General features: G+C 69.3%; 20 protein-coding genes. 6 read left to right on the forward strand and 14 right to left on the reverse strand.

The window, feature by feature from the left end; translation table 11 throughout:
* Nucleotides 1-70: 70 nt before the first annotated feature.
* Nucleotides 71-2,968 carry a hypothetical protein gene (locus tag FAB82_RS00680; RefSeq protein WP_136532603.1) on the reverse strand — a complete coding sequence of 966 codons (2,898 nt, stop codon included), beginning with the start codon at nt 2,966-2,968 and terminating at the stop codon, nt 71-73.
* A gap of 43 nt (nt 2,969-3,011) precedes the next feature.
* Complete coding sequence (locus FAB82_RS00685) at nt 3,012-4,814, reverse strand: HSP90 family protein (protein ID WP_211116278.1); 1,803 nt, start codon at nt 4,812-4,814, stop codon at nt 3,012-3,014.
* Nucleotides 4,815-4,941: 127 nt separating this feature from the next.
* On the opposite strand from FAB82_RS00685, the gene FAB82_RS00690 reads away from it, so the two are divergent.
* From FAB82_RS00690 to FAB82_RS00705, 4 genes are all read left to right on the forward strand, one after another.
* Nucleotides 4,942-6,312: a proline-rich domain-containing protein gene (locus tag FAB82_RS00690; protein ID WP_136532605.1), complete on the forward strand. Its 1,371-nt coding sequence runs from the start codon at nt 4,942-4,944 to the stop codon at nt 6,310-6,312.
* Between the two features lie 20 nt (nt 6,313-6,332).
* A complete protein-coding gene (locus FAB82_RS27370) occupies nt 6,333-7,130 on the forward strand; it encodes a hypothetical protein (protein ID WP_211116279.1) in 798 nt (265 codons plus the stop codon).
* A gap of 88 nt (nt 7,131-7,218) precedes the next feature.
* Nucleotides 7,219-8,022, forward strand: a complete 804-nt coding sequence (locus FAB82_RS00700) for a hypothetical protein (RefSeq protein ID WP_136532606.1) — start codon at nt 7,219-7,221, stop codon at nt 8,020-8,022.
* A 30-nt stretch (nt 8,023-8,052) separates the two neighbouring features.
* Complete coding sequence (locus FAB82_RS00705) at nt 8,053-9,483, forward strand: hypothetical protein (RefSeq protein WP_136532607.1); 1,431 nt, start codon at nt 8,053-8,055, stop codon at nt 9,481-9,483.
* Here FAB82_RS00705 and FAB82_RS26820 read toward each other — a convergent pair whose 3' ends face one another.
* The 9 genes from FAB82_RS26820 to FAB82_RS00750 all read right to left on the reverse strand — a co-directional run bounded on the left by FAB82_RS26820 (nt 9,484) and on the right by FAB82_RS00750 (nt 16,084).
* Complete coding sequence (locus FAB82_RS26820; RefSeq protein ID WP_168801356.1) at nt 9,484-10,290, reverse strand: hypothetical protein; 807 nt, start codon at nt 10,288-10,290, stop codon at nt 9,484-9,486. It lies immediately after the preceding gene.
* The gene (locus FAB82_RS00715; RefSeq protein WP_136532609.1) at nt 10,287-10,646 is read right to left on the reverse strand and encodes an antibiotic biosynthesis monooxygenase; all 360 of its coding nucleotides are present in this window, start codon (nt 10,644-10,646) and stop codon (nt 10,287-10,289) included. Before FAB82_RS00715 ends, FAB82_RS26820 begins: the two co-directional genes overlap by 4 nt.
* A 9-nt stretch (nt 10,647-10,655) precedes the next feature.
* Nucleotides 10,656-11,069 (reverse strand): Fur family transcriptional regulator, encoded by a 414-nt coding sequence (locus tag FAB82_RS00720; protein ID WP_136532610.1) that lies wholly within the window; start codon nt 11,067-11,069, stop codon nt 10,656-10,658.
* Nucleotides 11,069-11,383 (reverse strand): ArsR/SmtB family transcription factor, encoded by a 315-nt coding sequence (locus FAB82_RS00725; protein WP_246039387.1) that lies wholly within the window; start codon nt 11,381-11,383, stop codon nt 11,069-11,071. Before FAB82_RS00725 ends, FAB82_RS00720 begins: the two co-directional genes overlap by 1 nt.
* Before the next feature lie 62 nt (nt 11,384-11,445).
* A complete protein-coding gene (locus FAB82_RS00730) occupies nt 11,446-12,324 on the reverse strand; it encodes a metal ABC transporter permease (protein ID WP_425461573.1) in 879 nt (292 codons plus the stop codon).
* A gap of 12 nt (nt 12,325-12,336) precedes the next feature.
* A complete protein-coding gene (locus FAB82_RS00735) occupies nt 12,337-13,101 on the reverse strand; it encodes a metal ABC transporter ATP-binding protein (protein ID WP_136532613.1) in 765 nt (254 codons plus the stop codon).
* Between the two features lie 14 nt (nt 13,102-13,115).
* Nucleotides 13,116-14,201, reverse strand: coding sequence for a metal ABC transporter substrate-binding protein (locus tag FAB82_RS00740; RefSeq protein WP_136532614.1), 1,086 nt, complete (start codon nt 14,199-14,201; stop codon nt 13,116-13,118).
* A 144-nt stretch (nt 14,202-14,345) separates the two neighbouring features.
* Nucleotides 14,346-15,062 (reverse strand): TIGR03943 family putative permease subunit, encoded by a 717-nt coding sequence (locus FAB82_RS00745; RefSeq protein WP_136532615.1) that lies wholly within the window; start codon nt 15,060-15,062, stop codon nt 14,346-14,348.
* Nucleotides 15,059-16,084, reverse strand: a complete 1,026-nt coding sequence (locus tag FAB82_RS00750; RefSeq protein WP_136532616.1) for a permease — start codon at nt 16,082-16,084, stop codon at nt 15,059-15,061. The genes FAB82_RS00745 and FAB82_RS00750 overlap by 4 nt, the downstream gene beginning before the upstream one ends.
* Before the next feature lie 85 nt (nt 16,085-16,169).
* Between FAB82_RS00750 and FAB82_RS00755 the strand changes: the two genes are divergently transcribed.
* A complete protein-coding gene (locus tag FAB82_RS00755) occupies nt 16,170-17,072 on the forward strand; it encodes an ion transporter (RefSeq protein WP_168801357.1) in 903 nt (300 codons plus the stop codon).
* A 57-nt stretch (nt 17,073-17,129) separates the two neighbouring features.
* Here FAB82_RS00755 and FAB82_RS00760 read toward each other — a convergent pair whose 3' ends face one another.
* A complete protein-coding gene (locus tag FAB82_RS00760) occupies nt 17,130-17,912 on the reverse strand; it encodes an isoprenyl transferase (RefSeq protein ID WP_136532618.1) in 783 nt (260 codons plus the stop codon).
* A gap of 154 nt (nt 17,913-18,066) precedes the next feature.
* Nucleotides 18,067-18,813, reverse strand: coding sequence for a DNA repair protein RecO (gene recO, locus FAB82_RS00765; protein WP_136532619.1), 747 nt, complete (start codon nt 18,811-18,813; stop codon nt 18,067-18,069).
* Nucleotides 18,814-18,941: 128 nt separating this feature from the next.
* Between recO and FAB82_RS00770 the strand changes: the two genes are divergently transcribed.
* Nucleotides 18,942-19,598 carry an MOSC domain-containing protein gene (locus FAB82_RS00770; protein WP_136532620.1) on the forward strand — a complete coding sequence of 219 codons (657 nt, stop codon included), beginning with the start codon at nt 18,942-18,944 and terminating at the stop codon, nt 19,596-19,598.
* 167 nt (nt 19,599-19,765) lie between these two features.
* Here FAB82_RS00770 and FAB82_RS00775 read toward each other — a convergent pair whose 3' ends face one another.
* Nucleotides 19,766-20,464, reverse strand: a complete 699-nt coding sequence (locus tag FAB82_RS00775; RefSeq protein ID WP_211116282.1) for an endonuclease V — start codon at nt 20,462-20,464, stop codon at nt 19,766-19,768.
* Nucleotides 20,465-20,529 lie beyond the last annotated feature (65 nt).

Consider the following 20,529-nt stretch of genomic DNA (forward strand, 5'->3'; position numbering starts at 1 on the left):
GCCATCGCTGAGCAAGCCTACCTCGCACGGCCCTTAGCCCTGTCGCAGGTCGGCCACGTTCGGTCGGCCCTCACGCGCCGCTTTGACGCAGGTCGTTCACATGCTGCTCGAAGCCCTGACGGGCGTCGGCGAGGTCCGGCCCGTCGAGCCAGCTGAGCGCGTCCTCCCCCACACTGATCGCGCCGGCCGCGTCGTCGAGCTCGGTGAGCAGCCACATGGTCTGGTGGGCGGTGAGCGAGGCGCGCTCGAGCAGGAGCGTCCCGTCTCGGAAGACCGCCAGGGCCCTGCGTTGCAGGTCGAGTACCGGTTCGGCCTCCTCGCGGCGCAGTCCCGCCTCCCCCGCCTGGCTCTCCAGGAACTGGAACGTCAGCTGGGCGTGCTGCCGATACGTCTCGCCGAGCTCGAAGCGGGCCGCCTCCCTGACGCGTTCCTCCGCTTCCCGCTCGCCGCGCACGGATTGCAGGCGGGCCGCGATCTGCGCCATCGTCTGCAGGCCCTCGCCGAACGCGGCATCGCCGGCGATGGTGCGCAGCAGCCACACCCGGGCGCGGCTGACGCGGGCCCACGCGGTGTACTCGCCGAGCGCGTCGGTCGCCTCGACCGCCCGCGTGTAGACCTCGAAGGCGTGGTCGTGCTCGCCGAGCTTCTCCAGCAGCTCCCCGGTGAGGAACAGCGCGTCGGCCCGGAGATTGGCCAGGTAGTCGGCGCCCGCCGCGTCCACGAGGGCCAGCACGGACAGGCCGTGCTCGACGGCGGTGCGCGTGTCGTCGAGCTGGTCGTAGGACTCGGCGAGGTGGAAGCGGACGTTGCACACCCGCCACAGTTCGGTGTCGGGGAGGTCGGCGAGGGCGGCCTCCAACAGCGGGACGGCTTCGGCGCGGCGGTTCTGTTCGACCAGGGCGATGCCCATGAGGTGGCGGGCGACGGCGCCGGGGACGGTCATGGCGGCAGCGTCGCAGTGGACGGAGGCCTGGAGGGCGTGGTCGTAGGTGGCGGCGTGCTCGCCGGCGCGCATGGTGAATTCGGCGGCCTGTAGGTGGAGTTTCGCGGCGAGGTTGTGGCTGGGTTCGTCGCCGAGGGCGGCGAGGCCTTCGCGGGTGATGTCGAGGGCCTTGGCGAAGTCGCCGGTGAAGGCGATCTGGTCGGCCAGGTCGGCGTCGGCGCGGGCGAGGGCCCAGCCGGAGCCGGAGGTGCGGGCGAGCCCGACGCCGCCGCGCAGGGTGTCGGTCTTGATCTCGGTGTCGGTTTCGAGGTGGGCGCGCAGGGCGATGAGTTCGCAGCGGCGGATGAGCGCCCAGCGGGCCTCGCCGAAGGGGAACAGCTCGGCGTCGATCGCGGTGATGCGCTCGTAGAGGTGGGCGCGGAAGGCGTCGAGGTCGGCTTCGGCGGCGAAGCATTCGGCCCGCAGGGCCAGGACGCGGCCGGTGTGGAAGCTGCGGTCGTCGATGAGGCCTTCCGCCTTGAGGTTCTGGGCGGTCTCGTCGATGCGCCGGGCGCCGTCGGGGACGGTGTCGGGTGCGGTCTTGGCGTGTTGGACGAGGGTGAAGGCGTCGGCGACGAGGGCGCGGCCGGGCTGGCCGGCGACGCGGAACAGTTCGGAGGCGCGGGCGAGTCCGTCGAGGATGACGGCCGGTTCGGTGGCTTCGGCCGCTTCGGCGTGGGCGATTTCGGCGCGGTGCTCGGCGATGAGTTCGATGCCGAGGGAGTCGGCGATCGATCCGACGCGCAGCCAGGCCTTCCAGGTGTCGAACGAGCAGTCGTCGTAGGCGCTGTAGGCGGCGTCGATGGCCTGGTCGAGGTCGGGCCCGGCGACGGGCGCCTGGACCGGCGGGGCGGCCGGTTCGCGGCGGGGGATCTCTTTGAGCCCCAGGTGCACCAACTTCTCGTAGGGGGTGGAGTCGATGACGCAGGTGGAGAGGGTCGAGTGGTGGTCGTTGCCGTTGCGGGCGTCGAAGCGGGCGACGATCAGCTTCCGTTCGTTCTCGGCCCAGTCGAGGAGTTCGGCGGCGGTCCAGTCGCGGCCGCCGGGCCCGCGTAGGACGGCGTCCCCGTGGCCGAGGGCGGCGAGGCGGCGGCAGGTGAGGACGGTGACCTCCATGAGCCGCTGGCGGTCGCGCACGCCCAGGTCGAGGTCGTAGAAGCGGGCGTGGTCGGCGAGGATCTCGACGGCGCGGGCCTCGTTGCCGGTGAGGGCGCAGAACTCGACGTGGAGGGTCACCATCGTGACCATGTCCTCTTTGCCCTTGACCATGGTGTAGCCGCGCAGGTGGTTGCCGCGGGCCTCGTCGGCCCGGCCGAGTTCGACCAGGGGCAGCAGGGACAGGGCGAGGGCGTAGTGGGGTTCGTGGGCGCAGGAGTAGTCGCCGGCGAGGACCGGTTCGAGCATCTCCATGGCGGCGTCGGCGGAGTCGTCTTCGGCGTAGAACACGATGGTGGCGAGGGTGGAGTACTGGCAGGCGGCGCAGTCGGACATCTCGTCCTCTTCGGCCTCGCCGAGCGCTTCGATCGCGGCGGCGACGCGGTCGTAGTCGCCGATGTGGAAGGCCAGCTGCATCTCGTAGGTGCACGGGGCGTGCTCGGAGTAGCCGGCCTCGGCGTAGCGGCGGCGCATCTCGGACAGCCAGTGCTCGATGGATTCGAGCGGGACGTCGGGCTGCTCGATCATCTTGTCGACGATCCACTTGAACGTCCAGTACAGCGACCGGGTCAGGTAGGCGTCGAAGTGCTCGGGCTGGGAGTCGAAGTTGCGGAGCATGCGCGCGAAGGGCACCAGGATGCGGGTGGAGTCGCGGGAGAACTCGTAGGCGTCGACCAGACCGTTGAGGGCGTAGTTGATCAGCGCCGGATCGCCGACGGCGTCGGCCGCCTCGACGGCCCGCTCCAGGGCCGCGACCTTCGCCTCGCTCGCGTCCTCGAAGCGGGCTTCGTTGAGGAGCCGCCAGATCTCACCGGGGTCCGGAGTCGACATCTTAGTCCTTTGTAATGTGTGTGAGCGGGTTCATGGAGGGCACCTAATCGCTGGTGAGGTGTTCCAGGAGGTTCATGAAAGAACGGTTGAGCAGCGCCGTGTCAGCGCTCCGCAGCGGGCGGTGGCTCAACAGGAGCGCCTGCCCGTAGAGGGATTCGACCGCGGTCCCGGCCAGTTCGGGGTCGCCGATGGCACTGACGCGGCGGACGGTGGGGTTGCGGTGGTTGAGCACCAGTTGCGCGCGGGGACCGTGCTGCTTGATGGAGGCGAGGATGCCGCCCCACAGGTCGTCGGCCTCGGCCTCGGCCTCCGCGCGTTGACGTTCCCGGCGGGCGTCCCGGTCGTCCAGCAGCAGCGCGGGGACCGACACCGGGTTGAACTCGCGGACCACGACGTCGACGTCGACCGGGGCCAATCGGGCGCGCGCCGCATTGAGGAACGACTGGAGGCCCAGTTCGGCGTCCACGTCGAGCGGGTCCAGGCTGGCGGAGATGACGCCCGGCGCCAGCACTTCCACCTTCGCCTCGGGGTCCAGGCGCGGCAGGGCCTGCACCAGTTCCGTGTCGTAGGTGTAGCCGCCATTGACCACGCCGATGCCCTGCGCGGCCGCGATCTGGGCGACCTGCCGGTATTCGTCCACGCTGGTGGCCAAGTAGATCGGCTGGTGCGCGCGGACGAAGTCGACCAGGCTCACCGAACCGGCGGTCGTCTCGAACCGCAGCCACGGCAGCATCGTCTCCAGCAGCTCCTCGTCGTGGCGGGCGAGGGCCTTCACGCCGAGCTCGTGGACCGCCAGGAACGCCTCCAGCCGGGTCGGGTCGCTCGCGGCCATGTCGGCCAGCCAGTCGCGGACCTGCGCGCCGATCGCGTCCCTCGCCAGCGCCAGCGCCGCGTCGTCGTAGAGCGATTCGCGGGAAGCGGTGGGCCGCAGCGAATCCGTGTCGACCACGCAGCGCACGAAGAACGCCCACTCCGGCACCAGGTTGTCGGCGCCGGCGGTCAGCAGCATCCGCTTGAGGTGGACGCGGTGCGCGCCGCGCGCCGACGGGCTGGTCGCGTGCGGCAGCACGAACGCGACGCCCTTGACGCCCGCGATCGGCACATCCAGGTCGATGACGTCCAGCGGCGAGAAGCCCATGACGTTCTCGCAGTACTCATTGAGCGCGACGCGGCGGGCCGTCGTGCTCGGCCATTCCCGCTCCCACAGCGGCGGGGTGTCGGTGATCCGCACCGGGCCCTCCCCGCCCTCGACCGTGACCTCGACCGGCAGGAGCGAGCCGTACTCGCGGGCGAGCTCGATGACTTTGGAAGGCGCGAACCAGTCTTCACCCGGGCGGGCGACCAGTTCCACGACCGTCCCGACCTCGTGGATCTCGCCGTCCGGAAGCTCGGTGACCGTGTAGGAGCCGTCGTCTCGGGCCGTCCAGCGCACCGCGGCGGCCGCCGGGTCCTTCGCCGAACGCGAGGTGACGGTGATGGTGCGGGCGACGGTGAAGCAGGCGAGCAGTCCGATCCCGAACTGGCCCAGGAAGTCCCGCCGGGCGCCCTCGATCTCCTCGTCGCGTTTGGAGGATCCGCCGATGGTCGCCAGCAGCTGGTGCACCTCCGGAGCCGTCAGCCCCACACCGGGATCAGTGATAGTCAGGCGGTGCCCGTCGGTCCAGATGCGGACCTCGCCGGGCGAGGCGGGCTCGAAGGCGCGGCGCGCGGTGATGGCGTCGACCGCGTTCTGCAGCAGCTCACGGACGTACACCTTCGGGGACGAGTACAGGTGGTGCGACAAGAGATCCACCAGCCCGCGCAGGTCCACTTGGAACGTGTGAGTGGTCGGAGTCGTCTCAGACACGGTGCGCCCTGCTTCACTCGGAGGTCGATCGGCGTGAGTCAGATTAGCAAACCGCCGCACCCAGGGGCACTGGTCGATATCGGGTAGTCTGACCGCTACAGCCGCCCCCGCAACACAAGGAAAACGCATGGCATTCCCGCCCCAGCAGCCCACCGGTCCGCCCGGTTTCCAGGGGAGCCCCTCTCCATACTCCGCCCCCTCGCCCGCGCCCCAGATGGCGGGTCCCGGCGGTGCCTACGGCCCCATGGACATCGCTCCCGGGCAGATGATGCCGGGACAGATGCCCTCGCCGCAGATGACGATGGCCAAACCCGGCACGGTCCTCGGCATCCAGGTCATCCTGTGGATCTTCGCCGCGCTCGCGGCCGTCGGCGACGTCTTCTCGGCCATCAGCACGTTCGACACCTTCACCATCTGGGGCGCGCTCGCGCTCGCCTACTCGATCTATTCGACGATCCAGGCGCTGTTCACCCCCGTCCAGATCGCCCGCGGCAAGCGCTGGGCGTGGATCTTGAACGTCATCAGCTCCGCGGTCGGACTGGCGCTGTCGGTCCTCATCATCGTCATGGGCTCCATGGCAATCGAGTACACGGTGCTGCCGCTGATCATGGGCATCGCGCTCGCCGCGATCCAGGGGACGCTGCTGTGCCTGCTGTGCTCGAAGTCGGCGCGGCAGTGGATCCTCATGCACCGCATCCAAAGAGGCGAAGTGCAGGTTGCCGGGATGCCGGGGATGGCCGGCGGCGCGCCGGTCATGGCCGCACCGGGAATGGCTATGGGAGCCCCGCAGGTCGAACGGCCCGCCGTGCGCCCGCAGGCCGCGACGATCGCGGTGTTCGCCGCTTGGGCGCTGGCCGTCGTGGGCGCCTTCGGCTTCTACGTGATCATCAGCGCCGCAATGGACGAAGACGCGTTCCTGTTCGCGCGGGCCGCCTCCATCGACGTCCTGGCCTACGGCGACCAGTGGCTGCACGTCGGGGTGCCGATCTTCGGCTTCCCGGTGGTGCTGGTCTGCGCCGTGATCACCGCGATCGGCCTGGCGAAGGGACGGGCGGGCGCCCGGGTCTTCGGCGTCATCTTGTCGGTCTTCGTGATCGTGCTCGGCGCGACGATGCTGTTCGCCTTCTCCAGCGAATTCGAGGGCTTCGCAGAGCAGTACTCGGAGTACCAGGAGGCGGTCGACGCCGGTGCGCCGGTGTTCGACGATCTCGAGACCGTGCACCGCTACTGGGTGATGTCGGCGATCTCCCGCTGGGCCCTCGTCGCCCTGTCGGTCGCCCTATTGGCGCTCATGCTGATGCCGGGCGTCAAGGCGTGGACGCCGAAGCAGCCGCCCCGGCCTTTGATCATGATGGTCCCGGGGCAGCCCGCCCAGCCGATGATGCAACCGCAGGCCGCGGCCGGTTACGGCCCGCCGCAACAACCGGGGCCGGCCTCCTATGGGCCTCCGCACCAGCAGACTCCCGGCCAGTACCCGCCCGGCCCGCAGCAGTACTGAGCAGAAAGCGATACTGACGGATGCACAATCCCCCAGTCCCCCAAGACACACCGGACCGCAAGCCGAAGTCGGTCACCTTCCTCCAGGTGGCGGTATTCGTCATCGCGCTGTGCTCGACAGCCCTCTACTTCCTCCTCATGCAGCGGCTCGTGGGCATGATCGGGACCGCCGAAAGCTGGCGCGGCCTCGACGTCGGAGTCGATCCCGACTCCACTCCGATGGACCTGGCCACCGGCGAATACCTGTGGGCGTTCGCGTTCGTGCTCGGCCTTCCCGTCGTACTACTGATCCTGGCGTTGCTCTCCGCCATCGGCATGCAGAAGCGCAAACGCTGGGCCCGGATCCTGACCGCCGTCTGGATCGGGATCTTCCTCCTGCCGTTCGCAGCTTGGGCGGCCGGCGCCGTGCTCATCCGCATGGCCTCGGGAGTGCCCACCGGCACCAAGGATTACTTCATCGGCCCCATCGACCCGCTCACCTTGAACGCCATCGCCGGCCCGTTCTTGTTCGTGTGCGCGCTCGTCGTCTTCATCCTCGCCCTCAAACGCGGTGCGCGGCAGTGGGCTCCGAAGAAGTCCGCGACCGGATTCGCCGGTCAGGCGCCCGGAGCGCCCGCGCCTTTCGGTGCCCCGCAGGGATTCGCACCGCAGCAGATGCCGCAGCAGGCGCCTCCCGGTCAATTCCAGCAGTCACCGCAGCAGACGCCGCCGGGCCAGTTCCCGCAGGCTCCGCAGCAGCAGGGCCAGTTCACGCCGCCGCAGCAGCAGGCTCCCGGCCAGTTCGGACAGCAGCAGCAACCGCCGTTCCCGCCGCAGTGAACACTTAAGCAATCTCCTATCGGAAGCAGAACCCATGTCCTACCCACCGCAGCCTTCCTACGGTTCCGAGCCGAACTATCCGCCACCTATGCCGAATCAGCCTGCCCCGCAGGCGTACCCGGCCGGAAACTCCCCCATGCCGGGCGGCGGTGGACTGCCGGGCGGCCCCAATGGAGCGTCCGGGCCCGAGCGGCCCGCCGTGCGTCCCGGGTCGGCGACGTTCGCGCTGTTCGCGGTCCTGGCCTTCGCCGCGCTCAACGTCTGGGTGGTCTGGACCCACGTGAGTCTCATCCGGTTCGCCAGCGCTGAGTACGGCGGCTCGCTCATCGACACCTTCACCAACTACAACTTCATCTGGCTGTGGTCGGGCATTCCGATGTTCCTGGCCGGGGTGATGGTCGTCTTCGCGCTGAGCAGCGCCCCCGGCATCGCGACGGGCAAGAGCGGCGCGCGCGTCTTCACCACCGTCTGGTCGATCATCGGCGCGCTGGTCGCCCTCGGGTCGTTCGCGCTGGTGATGGTCAACTACATGTCACTGCCTCCCGGAATCCGGTCGACCGCCACCGGCTACATCGCCCCCATTGTCACCGACCTGGGCCTGGTCGTCCTGGCCATCGTCATCCTCGTGCTCATGCTGGGCCGCGGCATGAAGTCCTGGGCGCCGAGTCAGCCTGCCACCCCCATCGTCATGGTGCTCTCCTCGGGGCAGCCGGTCCAGCCGATGACGCAACAGCAGGCCCCGGGCTACGGTCCGCCGCAGCAGCCTCCCGCCGGTTACGGCCCGCCCCAGCAGCCGAACCAGCCCCAGGTCGACATGAGCAGACTGCCGCCCCCGCCCCCGGACCGGATGCACCTGGCGCCCCCGCAGCAGCCGCCGTACCCGCCGCAGTAACCCCAGAACCGTTCCCCCGAAAGGCACTCGATGTCCTATCCCCCTTACCCGCCGGCGACCGGTCAGCCGCAGCTGGCGGGCCCCGGCGGCGCCTACGGCCCCATTGAGTCCAATCCCGGGCAGATCGTGCCGGGGCAGCTTCCGCCCCCGTCGATGACGATGACCAAGCCCGGCACGGTCCTCGGCATCCAGGTCATCCTGTGGATCTTCGCCGCCATCGCCGCCATCGGCGACGTCTACCAGGCCATCCAGATGGTCGAGTACGAGAACCCACTCCTGTTGATCGGCTTGGCGTACTCGATCTACTCGACGATCCAGGGCCTGCTCTCGCCCGTCCAGATCGAACGCGGCAAGCGCGGATGGTGGCTCTGGAACGTCATCAACTCCGGGCTGGGCGCGGTCATCGCGCTCGTCGTGATCATCTACGCCCTCGGCGTCGTCGAATACACGGCCATGCCGCTGCTCATGGGTCTCGGCCTCGGTGGGCTCCAGGGCACGATGTTCGTGCTGCTGGTGACGAAGTCGGCGCGCTCGTGGATCTTGATGCACCACATCCAAAGGGGCAAGCTCAGGTCGCTCGGCACGCCCGCGCCGGGCGCCGTCGGTGTCCTGGTCAAGATCTCCCCGCAGCGCCCGGAGTCCAAGCCCGGCATGGTGACGGCACTGCAGCTGATGCTGTGGTTCGTCGCGCTGTCGCCGGTGATGTTCACGATCCTCACCATCGTCTGGGCGCAGGACGCGCTCGAACGGGAGATCCGCATCGGCTGGGAAACCCCGGGCACCAGCCCGTCCGAGTACCTCCTCGAGAGCGACTTCATCCTGGGCATCATCTTCTCGCTCGTCGCCGTGGTGGCGCTCTCGATCCTCGCGATCATCTCGGCGATCGGACTCCAGCGGGGCCGGTTCTGGGCCAGGGTCTACACGCCGATCTGGCTCGGCATCGTGACCCTCCTGCTCGCTCTGACGACCATCGCCTGCTGGGTCAACTTCTCCCCCGGCGAGTTCGACGACGTCAGCGATGCCACCGCGACCTTGGGGGTCATCGTGTCCCTCGTCTTCACCGGTGCCTTCATCACCGCGATCGTCGCCTTCATCATGGTGTTCCTGCCCGGCACCCGCAGCTGGGCGCCCGGCGAGGAAACGGTCATCTCGTACCTGCCGGGTGCTCAGGGCCAGCCGCTCCCGGGGCAGCCCGCGATGGCGACGCCGGCCGGCTACGGTCCGCCCTCGCAGGCTCCCGGCTACGGCCCGTCCCCGCAGGGATCCGGTTACCCGCCCCAGCAACAGCAACATCCCGGTTATGGTGCGCCGCAAGCACAGCAGCCGTCGCCGTACCCGCCTCCGCCCGACCGGGCGCAGGCTCCTCAGGGTTACCCGCAGCAGGGCCCGCCGCCTGGAGGGGGCGGCTATCCGCCGCAGAGCCCGCCGCCCGGAGGCGGCGGCTACGGGCCGCGGTACTGATCAGTCGGTGCGGCGCCAGTCGCACACGGCGGTGTCCATGTTCGGTCCATCGGCCAGGACCACATAGACCTCGACCTTCGTGCCGTCCGAGAATTCGAACGGCACGTAGGCGCCGCTCGTGTCCTGAGTGGGGAGGCCGGCCTGGGGTTCGCCCTCGACGTCCCAGGACTCCCACTCGCGGACGTAGTCGTCGACCGGGTTCTCCCGCAGCTGCGGGCACAGGTTCGCGTAGGCGTCGTCCCAGTTCTCGTCGGCGATGTCGGCCATGAAGGTCTCGGCGGTGGACTCGATCTTGTCCAGCAGCGAATCGGTCAGCGACAGCAGCGAGACCACCAGGGCCACAATGACACCGACAACGACGAAGAGGCCGCCGCCGATCCCGAACACGAGCTTGGCGGCGAATCGGCCGCCATTGCGCTCGGTCGGCGGGGCGGCGAAGGGGACGGGCACGCCGGTCGGGGTCGGGGGCTCGGACTGCGTGGGGTCGGTCGGTTCGACGGACAGGGTCGTCGGCGGCAGCGCCAGCGTCTTGTCGGTCTCGGGCCCGGCTGCCGGGCCCGAGACGGGCGGCGTCGAGCTCGGTTGCGCCGAAACCGGTCGGTCCGAGTCGGGTTCGGCCGAGACCGGTTGGGCCGGTTCGGGTTCCGCGGCGACCGGGGCACTGCCGGAGTCGGGGGCGACTTGGGCGGGCGCGGCGGGATCGCCGGGATCTGCGATCGGTTCGACCACGGACTTCGGCTCTGCAGCGACCTGCTCGTCAGGAGTTCTCTCGGCCGGCTCGGGCGCGGGCTCGGGACGGTCGCTCATCGGGCGGACTCCCGCCGGGCGGCCTCGGCGTCGTCCGAACGGTCCGAACCTGAACGGACGGGCGTATCGCCGGGGGCGCACTCGGCCAGGACCTCGAAGCCCGAGGCCTCGGGCAGCGCCCGGGACAATAGCGGCGTCGACATCTTCACCTGGTAGTTCCCCAGGGCCCGACGGTAAACGCCGACCCCGGTCCACTCGGTCCACAAGAGCCACGTCGCGTCCTCGTCCACGGCGCGGCCCACGCCCCCGCGGACGTATCCGTCGCAGGCGGCCAGCGCGGTCAGAGCGGTCTCGGCGTCGCGCGAGAAGTCATCCGTTTCGCTTTCGGTGACGGCGAAACGATACAGAACCAGCATGGACCGAGCCTACTTCGAGCAGTCTGCGCAGAGTCCGTGGAGTTCGAGCGTGTGTCCGACGTCGGTGAAGCCGGCTTCGGAGGCGACCTTGTTGGCCCAGCGCTCGACGGTGGGCCCGGCGACCTCGACGGTCTTGCCGCACAGTCGGCACACCAGGTGGTGGTGGTGCTCTTCGGCGGAGCAGAGGCGGTAGAGGTGGTCGCCTCCGGGCAGGCGCATCACGTCGACCACGCCGGCGTCGGCGAAGGCCTGGAGGGTGCGGTAGACGGTGGTCAGGCCGATCTTGGAGCCCGAGTCGCGGAGGATCGCGTGGAGGTCCTGGGCCGAGCGGAAGGCGTCGTCGGACTCCAGCAGTCCGAGGATCGCGGTCCGCTGCTTGGTGGACCGGGCCATGTTCTCGGCCGGCGGCTTGGCGGTCATCATCATCGCTCCTCCCGTGCGTGGTTCACCGCGTCCGTGACGATGTGCGCGATGTGGTCGTCGATGAGGCTGTAGGAGATTTCCCTGCCCGACCGCGTCCCGCGCACGATACCCGCACCCCGCAGGACGCGCAAATGCTGGGATACCAGTGGCTGGGTGACGCCGAGAACCTCGACGATCTCGTGCACGAACTTGGGGCCCGGCGCCAGCTCCATCACGATGGCGATGCGGAGCGGCGCCGAGAGCGCGCGCAGGAGCTCTCCGGCCGCTTCATAGTCGGCCGGGGTGGATTCCTCAACTTCGGTCTCAGTCCGCACCTCGCAAAAATATCGCGCCCGGTGCACATCTGCCTGCGCAGGTGCCGTCCGCCGCACCTCACTCATGCTTTCGAGGGGAGTTCGACTTCGAGCGGCTCGCCTTCGGGGGGCGGGTGGCGCCGCCAGGTGCGCCTGAGTCGGTGGACGATGGCGGCCGCGGTGGCGGTGACGACGAAGCAGGCGACGCCGATGAGCACGATGGTGGCGCCGGGCGGGACGTCTTGGACGGCGGAGGTGATGATGCCGGCGCCGGCGATGAGGAATCCGGCGGCCATGCCGCCGAACATGGTGGCCTTCAGGGAGCGGGTGAACTGCTGGACGGTGACGACGGGGATGACGAGGAGGGCGCTGACCAGCAGCAGGCCGACGGCGCGCATGGAGACGGAGACGGTGACGGCGGTGGTCATGAGCAGGAGCAGGTTGAGGCCGGCGACGGGGAGGCCGGCGACGCGCGCGTACTGCTCGTCGGCGCAGATCGCGGACATCCAGGGCCGCAGGACGAGCATGAGGAGGGCGACGGCCGCTCCCCCGCCGACGACGGTCCAGACCTCGGTCCAGCCGGTGGTGAGCAGGGAGCCGAAGAGGTACTGCTGGAGGTTGGCGACGCCCTTGTCGGCGGCGAGGCCGGTGAGGTAGACGCCGCCGGCGATGCCGCCGTAGAACATCATGGCGAGCGCGACGTCGCCGGAGGTCTTGGAGTGGCTGCGGAGCAGCTCCATGACGATGGAGGCGGCGATGGTGACGGCGAGGGTCGTCCACATCGGCGAGGTGGAGGTGAGGAAGCCGACGGCGACGCCGGTGAGGGCGATGTGGCCGAGGCCGTCGCCGATGAGCGCGAGGCGTTTCTGCACGAGGAAGACGCCGACGGCGGGGGCGCACAGGCCGACGACGAGCGCGCTGATGAGGGCGCGCTGCATGAACTCGTAATTGAGGATCGACAGGTCGAGGCTCATTTATTTGCTGCCCCAGAGGTTCTCGGTATCGGCGTCGCCATTGGCGTGCGGGTGCTCGTGCTGGTGGGCGGGGTCGGCGTGTTCGCCGACGGGGCGCGGGGGCTCGCCGTCGTGGACGACCTTGCCGTCGGCGAGGACGATGGCGCGGTCGAGCCGGTCGGTGAGCGGGCCGAGTTCGTGGGTGATGATCAGGACGGCGCAGCCGGCGTCGACCCGGTCCGAGACGACGTTGGCGAGGGCGGCCTGGGTTTCGGCGTCGACGCCGACGGTGGGCTCGTCCATGATGAGCACGTCGGGTTCGGTGGCGAGGGCGCGGGCGATGAGGACGCGCTGCTGCTGGCCTCCGGAGAGGGTGTCGACGGCGCAGCGGGCGTGGCCTTCGAGGCCGACTTCGGCGAGGGAGCGGGCGACGGCTTCCCGGTCGGCGCGGCGGGACGGCAGGCCGAGGAGGCGGTGGGCGAGGCGTCCCTGCGAGACGACCTCGGCGGCGGTGGAGGGGACGCCGGAGGCGGCGCCGGTGCGCTGGGGGACGTAGCCGACCCGTTTCCAGTCGCGGAAGCGCCTTTGGGCGGTGCCGAAGAGTTCGACCTCGCCGCCGGCGAGCGGCACCAGGCCGACGATGGCCTTGACGAGGGTGGACTTGCCGGATCCGTTGGCGCCCATGACGGCGACGGCCTCGCCGGGCTGGATGACGAGGTCGACGCCGCGTACGACGGCGCGACCGCCGTAGGAGACGGTCGCGCCGCGGGTTTCGATGACGGGCATGGTGTTGATTGTGCCTATGCCGCGCCCAGCGCGGTCTGCAACACGGCGACGTTGTCGCGCATGACGCTGAAGTAGTCCTCGTCGGCGTCGATCTGCTCGTCGGTCAGGCCTTCGAGCGGGTTGAGCACGGCGGTCTGGGCGCCGGTCTCGGCGGCGAGGGTGTCGGCGATGTCGGAGGAGACGAGGGTTTCGAAGAAGATCGTGGTGACCCCGTGCTCCTCGACGAACTCGGCGACCTCGGCCATGCGCTGCGTGTTGGGCTCCTGGTCGGGGCTCAGGCCCGAGATGGCGACCTGGTGGAGGTCGTAGCGGTCGGCGAGGTAGCCGAAGGCGGCATGGGAGGTGACGATGTCGTCCGCGGTGCGGGCGGCCAGCGCGTCGGTGAATTCGGTGTCGAGCTCGGTGAGCTCGGCGGTGAAGGCCTCGGCGTTGCCGGTGTAGGTCGACTCGTTGCCTGAGTCGATGCCGGTCAGTGCGTCGCCGATGGCCTCGCCGATCTGGGCGTAGCGCATCGGGTCGAGCCAGAGGTGGGGGTCGGTGCCTTCGAGGGCTTCGTCCTCGTGGTCGTGGCCCTCTTCTTCTTCGGCGTGCTCGTCCTCGGAGGCGGTCTCCTCGGCGTGGGATTCCTCCTCCGCGTGGGTTTCCTCCTCGGCGTGCTCGTCTTCAGCATGCTCGTCTGCGTGTTCGTCCTCGGCGTGTTCGTCCTCGGCGTGCTCGTCCTCGAAGGCCTCGGTCTCGTCGTAGTCGATCAGGTCGACCGCGGTGGCGACGTCGAGGGCCTTGTCGGAGGCGTACTGCTCGATGGCCTCGTCGAGTTCGGGGATGAATCCGCCCAGGTAGACGATGTAGTCGGCCTCTTCGATGGCGGCGATATCGGAGGGGGCGAGTTCGAGGTCGTGGGGCTCCTGGCCGGCGGGGGTCAGGTTGGAGACGTTGACGTTGTCGCCGCCGACCTGCTCGGTCGCGAAGGCGAGGGGGTAGAAGGCGGCCACGACGTCGATCGGGCCTCCGGCGTCGGCGGAGTCCTCGCCGCAGGCGGCGAGGGAACCGGCGGCGAGGAGGCCGGCGATGGGCAAGGTGATGAAGGCGGAACGGCGCATGAGCGAAGCTTGCCTCGTTATGACAATCATTGTCAACATCTAATATGTGCGGCGCGGCGGGCCGAAGTCGATCATGAGCAGGGGGTTATGCCGTTCGCCGGCCGATTGTCCGGGCGCCTCGCATGACCGGACTCACGGGAAACGCTACTGGTATTCGTTCTCGGGCGATTCGATCGGGTCGATCGATTCGACCTCGATGTAGGGGACGAGTTCGCCGTTGATCTCGTCGCGGGACTGGCGGGCCGAGTAGGTGCCGATGACCTCGACCCACTGGTCGGGCTCCAGGCCCTCGGGGACGTCGCCGTCGAAGCCGATCTTGACGGGGCGGGCGTCGGCCGCGCAGCAGGAGACGATCATGCGCGCCAGCTGCGGCTCGTCGCCGTTGTACAGGATGAAGCCGCGCAGTTGGATCCGGTGGCCCTCGAGGGTGTTGCCGTCGTCGAACACGGCGCGGGAGCCGTAGTCGAGCAGGGTGAGCGGGACGGGGTCGACGTCGTCGGGCAGTTCGGGGTAGGTCGACTGGGACTCCTGGGCGCCGATGGCGGTGCCGGTGCGTTCGGCCTCGTAGGAGCCGAGGGCGCCGGGGGCGACCAGGAGCATGCCGATGACGGGGGCCAGCAAGAGCCAGGCGACCTTGGGCTCGCCGTGCCCGTGGTCGCCTGAGTCGGGCGCAGGGTCCCGGTGCTCTTTCCAGGCGTCCCAGGCGGTGATCGCGGCGACCACGATCAACAGGACTCCGGCGGGGACGATGAGCCACAGCGCGTAGGGCTTGACGTAGTTGAGGTAATCGCCGGTGGCGGCCAGGCGCAGCAGGCCGCCGCCGACCAGGAGCAGGATCACCGCTTGGGCATCGCGTCTCACAACCAGATCACTCCCATTAGGACGCTCGCGAGGAGGGCGGTGCAGAACACCGCGGGGGCGAAGCGGGCCGCGAAGCGCCGGCCGAAGGTCCCCGACTGCATCGCGATGAGTTTGACGTCGACGAACGGGCCGACGACCATGAACGCCAGTTTCGCGGTCGGCGAGAACTGGGTCAGGGACGCGGCGACGAACGCGTCGGATTCGGAGCAGATCGAGACCAGCACCGCGAGGATCGCGAGGGCCAGGACGCCGAGCACGGGGTGCTCGGCGATCGGGGCGAGCCATGTCTCGGGGACGAGGGTGTTGAGCGTGGCGGCGATGGCCGCGCCGATGACGAGGTAGCCGGCGGCGTGCAGGAAGTCGTGGCGGATCGCCGACCAGAACGCGGCCCACTTGCCGCCGTCATGGTGGCGGTGCTTGGGAACGTTGAGCCATTCGGTCTTGCCGAGCTTCGCCCACAGCCAGCCGATGGCGATCGCGGCGGCCAGGGAGGCCGCCACGCGCGCGCCGACCATCTGGGGCTGCCCCGGGAAGGCCACGAAGGTCGAGACGACCACGATCGGGTTGATGGCCGGGGAGGCGAGCATGAAGGTGAACGCGGCAGCGGGCGCCACGCCACGGCGGACCAGGGCTCCGGCGACGGGGACCGAGGCGCATTCGCAGGCGGGCAGCACCGCGCCGGAGAGCCCGGCGACGGGAACGGCGAAGGCGGCGCGCTTGGGGACGACCTTGTGGAAGAACCCGGCCGGGACGAAGGAGGCGATGGCGGCCGACAGGACGGTGCCGAGGACGAGGAACGGGACGGCCTGGACGGTGACGGCGACGAAGCGGGCGGCCCACGCCTGCGCGAGAGGCTGCGCGAAGAGCTCGGCCAGACCAGGGCGGGCGGTGAGACCGAAGACGAGCAGGAGCGCAAGGGCCTCAATCGAAGTCAACCCGCGGCGGCGGGCGCGCGGGGGCGAGGGGTCGGCCTTCGCGCCGGCCTCGTCGGTCTTAGAGCTCACCGGTTCATTGTGCGGCATGGAACGGAAGCCGGGAAGGGCCGCCCCGCGCGGTGATCGGCGACCGGCCGGGAAGTCGCAAGCCGATACTTATTACTCTGATGCGGTGCGCGTTCCACCCACTGTCACCACACATCACGGCCGCATCGTCTCTCTGAGCCGAAGCCTGCTGGCCCACAAGCGTTTCCAAGTGCTGTCGATGCTGATCATCGTCCTCAACGGCGCTGTATTGGGCGCCATGACCTTCCCCAGGTTCGAGGACTCGGAGACGCTGGTCCAGATCGACCACGGCTGCCTGGTGTTCTTCACCTTCGAGGTGCTGCTGGGGATCATCGCGTGCGGGCCGAAGCCGTGGCGGTACTTCAAGACCGGGTGGAACGTCTTCGACTTCGCGATCGTGGTCGCCTCGTTCCTGCCGGGGCTGCGGGAGAACGTGACGATCCTGCGGTTGCTGCGGCTGGCGCGGGTGCTGCGCATCGTCCGGTCGATGCCGAGCCTCCAGCTCATCCTTGTCGCGCTGGGCAAGGCGATCCCGAAGTCCGCCGGCGTGTTCGCGCTGTGCGGGGTGGTCATGTACCTGTGGGCGATGATCGGGTGGATCGCCTTCGCCAAGAACGACCTCGAGCATTTCGACACGGTCGGGGCCGCCCTGCTGGTGCTGCTCCAGATGCTCACCTTCGACGACCTGGGCGCGACCATCCGCGCGAGCATGGCGGAGAACATCTGGACGCTGCCGTACTTCGTGGTGTTCGTGCTGTTCGCGGCGTTCCTGCTGATGAACGTCCTCATCGGTGTCGTGCTGGCCTCCATGGAGGAGGCGCAGCGGGTGGACGACGAGGACGGCCAGGTCTCGGCGGACACGGCCGTGGTCCTGAAACGGCTCGATCATCTACAGGGCACAGTGAACCAGCTGTTGGAGGAGCGCGAACGCGCCAAGGCGTTCACGCCCTTCAACGGAACGAACGGGCAGAAGGCCCCCGCGCAGGCCTCGGCGAACCAGCGGAACTAGGGGTGGTCGAGCACCTTAGTGGTGTTCACGAACCCCCGAGGACCGCACCGATTCCGATCACTTGACAGGATTCGGCTCAGCACCACCGAAGCGCCTGTCGCGCCGCGCATAGATCTCGCAGGCCTGCCACAGGTGACGGCGGTCGAAGTCCGGCCACAGCACGTCCAGGTAGACCATCTCGGCGTACGCCGACTGCCACAGCAGATAGTTCGAGGTCCGCTGCTCCCCCGAGGGCCGCAGGAACAGGTCCACATCGGGCAGGTCCGGGTTGTACATGTAGCGCGCGAAGGTCCGCTCGCTCACCCGATCCGGATTCACCTTGCCGGCCTTGACATCCCGGGCCAGCGCGGCCGCCGCGTCGGCGATCTCGGCGCGGCCGCCGTAGTTCACGCAGAACTGGAGCGTGATCTTGTCATTGTGCTTCGACATCTCCTCGGCCACCCGAAGCTCGTCGATGACGCTCTTCCACAGCTTGGGCCGACGCCCGGCCCAGCGAATGCGGACGCCCATCGCATTGAGCTCGTCGCGGCGGCGGTGGATGACGTCGCGATTGAAGCCCATGAGCCACCGGACCTCTTCGGGGCTGCGCCGCCAGTTCTCGGTGGAGAAGGCATAGGCGGAGAGGGTGCCGATGCCCATCTCGATCGCGCCCTCGATGGTGTCGAACAGCGAGGACTCACCCATCTGGTGCCCCTCGGTCCGCTTGAGCCCGCGCTGCTTGGCCCACCGGCCATTGCCGTCCATGACCAGCGCGACATGCTTCGGAACAAGATCGGGCGGCAACTCGGGCGGAACCGCCCCTGAAGGGTGCGGTTTCGGCGGCTCGTATACGCGGCTCAAAGAGACCTCCAAATCAGGCGGCGGGGACTCGATCCTAATCTGGCCGGGGCCGCACCGGATCCCCCGACCGCAACAGGGTGTCCCACCCCCGACATAGCGTTGAACGGGCGGCCTTCTCGCGCCCGATTTGCCGGGAGTTCGTCGAGGACAGGCCCTAGTGCGGCACGTACTTCAAGGTCCGCAGCGGTCGTTCGGAGTGCCATTGGAAGTGCGCCGCGATCAAACCGGCGGCTTCGGAGCGCTGGCGGCCGTCGGCGGTGGTCGCGTGGCTCCAGTCGCCGATTTCGAGGGCCCGCATGAGCTCCATCGACGCCGGGGCCGGTACCGAGGCGCCGCCGGGGCGGCAGTTCGCGCATACCGCGCCGCCGGCCGCGACCGAGAAGGCCCGGTGCTCGCCGTCCGTGCCGCAGGACGCGCACTGTTTCAGCGACGGCGCCCAGCCGGCGCTCTTCATGCCGCGCAACAGGTATGAGTCCATGATCAGCACCGGGGGGAGCGAGGTCTCGGCGAGCGCGCGGAAGGCGCCGAGGGTCAACTGGAAGACGTCCAGGTCGGCCTGGTGGTCTTCGGGAACGAGCCGTTCGGCGGCCTCGGCGATGACGCAGGCGGCGGTGTAGGCGGCCCAGTCGCCGCTGATGGCGGCGCCGGGCAGGTGCAGCCCGACCGCCTGGGTGACGGTGTGGAGCTCACCGCGTCCCTCGATGAGCTGCAGATCGACGTGCCCGAACGGGGCCAGCCGCGCCCCGAATTTGGACGAGGTGCGCCGCAGCCCCTTGGCGACGGCCCGAAAGCGGCCGCGCTCGCGGCCCAGGAGCGAAACGATCGAATCGGCCTCGCCGAGCTTGAAGGTACGCAGCACCACCGCGTCGTCGCGGAACAATTTCCGAGTGCTGACCCCCACGTCGCAAGCCTAGCCCGCCCATATGACACCGCGAGAAATTCATCGGCGAACCGACCGTCGCAATCGAGGCGGCCGTCCCGCCCGATTATCCGGTTGAAGCCCCATCGCACCTCGGATACGCTGCGGCAGTGCGCATTCTCTCCGTGAACGTCGGCCGGCCCCGCCCCAACGAATGGAAACCCGATACCGAGTTCACCGGTATCGACAAGCGACCGGTCACCGGACCGGTCGCCGTCACCGCGCCCGGCCCCAAGGGCGACGGCAGCGTCGGATTGGCGGGCGACAAGGTCGGCGATGTCCGGAACCACGGCGGCACCACGCAGGCGGTCTACGCGTATTCCCGCGAGGACTACGACCACTTCGAGACCCTGCTCGGGCGCGAGCTGCGCGCGGGCATGTTCGGCGAGAACCTCACCACCGCGGGCCACGACCTGAGCGAGGCCCGCATCGGCGAGCGCTGGCGCAGCGCCTCCGGGCTGGTTCTCGAAGTGACGTGCGCGCGAATCCCCTGCGGAACGTTCCGGGGCTGGATCGGCGAGCGCGGCTGGCTGAAGACCTTCACGGAGGAGGCCCGACCCGGCGCCTACCTGAGCGTCATCGAGCCCGGCGAGGTCGCCGCCGACGAGGAGCTCACGGTGGTCGACCGGCCCGACCACGACGTGACGATCGCGATGTTCTTCAAGGCTTGCATGGGAGAACCCGAGCTGATCCCGCAGGTCCTGGAGGCCCCGTCACTGGACCCGGCTGAGGCGGCGTTCCTCCGCCGCCGCATGCGCGAATCCTGACGCCTCCGAAATCGTCGGACCCTCGCGCCGCGCCTCCAGAATCGTCGGACCCTCGCGCCATCATTGGAACCGGGGGTCCCGAGGGGCCCGATTTGAAGGCAAACGCCAGACTTGTCCGCCCCGCCCCGCGCCGTGCCGGTCGTCGACCAAGGCGATGCGGCCCGCGCCTATTTGCGGGATTCGGCCAGGAGTTCTCGCCCGAGTCGATCGGCGGCTCGAATCGGTTCCGGGAGACGGAATTCGGGGGCCATGTCGAGCATCAGGTTCCGTGCCGTGTCCAATGTGCACCGGTGACCCACGGAGACATAGATCGGTTTCACGTCGTCGCGGGTCCGCAGCGCACAGCCGACGACCTCCTCGCCGGCCTTGATCGCCGTCCACTCGCCTCGGCTGGATCGAGGCTCGGTCACCGGCAGGTGCGGCGGGTTCTTGGCGACGCCGATCGCGGGCATGTCGAGGACGACGCCGAGATGGCAGGCCAGCCCGAAACGCCTCGGATGGGTAAGCCCGTAGCCGTCGCAGACGAAGACGTCGGGGAGTATCTTGAGCCCCCCGATCGCCTCGAGCAGGAGCGGGAGCTCCCGGAATGCCAATAGGCCTGGGACGTAAGGGAACTCGGACCTGCCGCGGGCCACCGACCGTTCGAGCACCTCGAAGTCCCGACGGCGCATGACGACGGCCGTGGCGATCGCCTCGTCGCTGTCCTTGTCGTAGGCGATATCGAGACCCGCGACCGTCTCGAACTCGTGGCCGTTGTCGGCGACGACCACGCAGCCGGCGAGCTCGGCCTGCAACGCCACCGCCTCGGCCTCGTTCTTGGGGAGTCGGGCATAGCGCAACCGGTTGCTCATCTCGTCAGCCTTCACGCCGCAAGCCTAACCATTCGAATAAGTCGGTCCCGAAACTCCCGTCCCCGCCGACCGAATTGCCG

The organism is Glycomyces buryatensis, from assembly GCF_004912275.1.
Lineage (GTDB): Bacteria > Actinomycetota > Actinomycetes > Mycobacteriales > Micromonosporaceae > Glycomyces > Glycomyces buryatensis.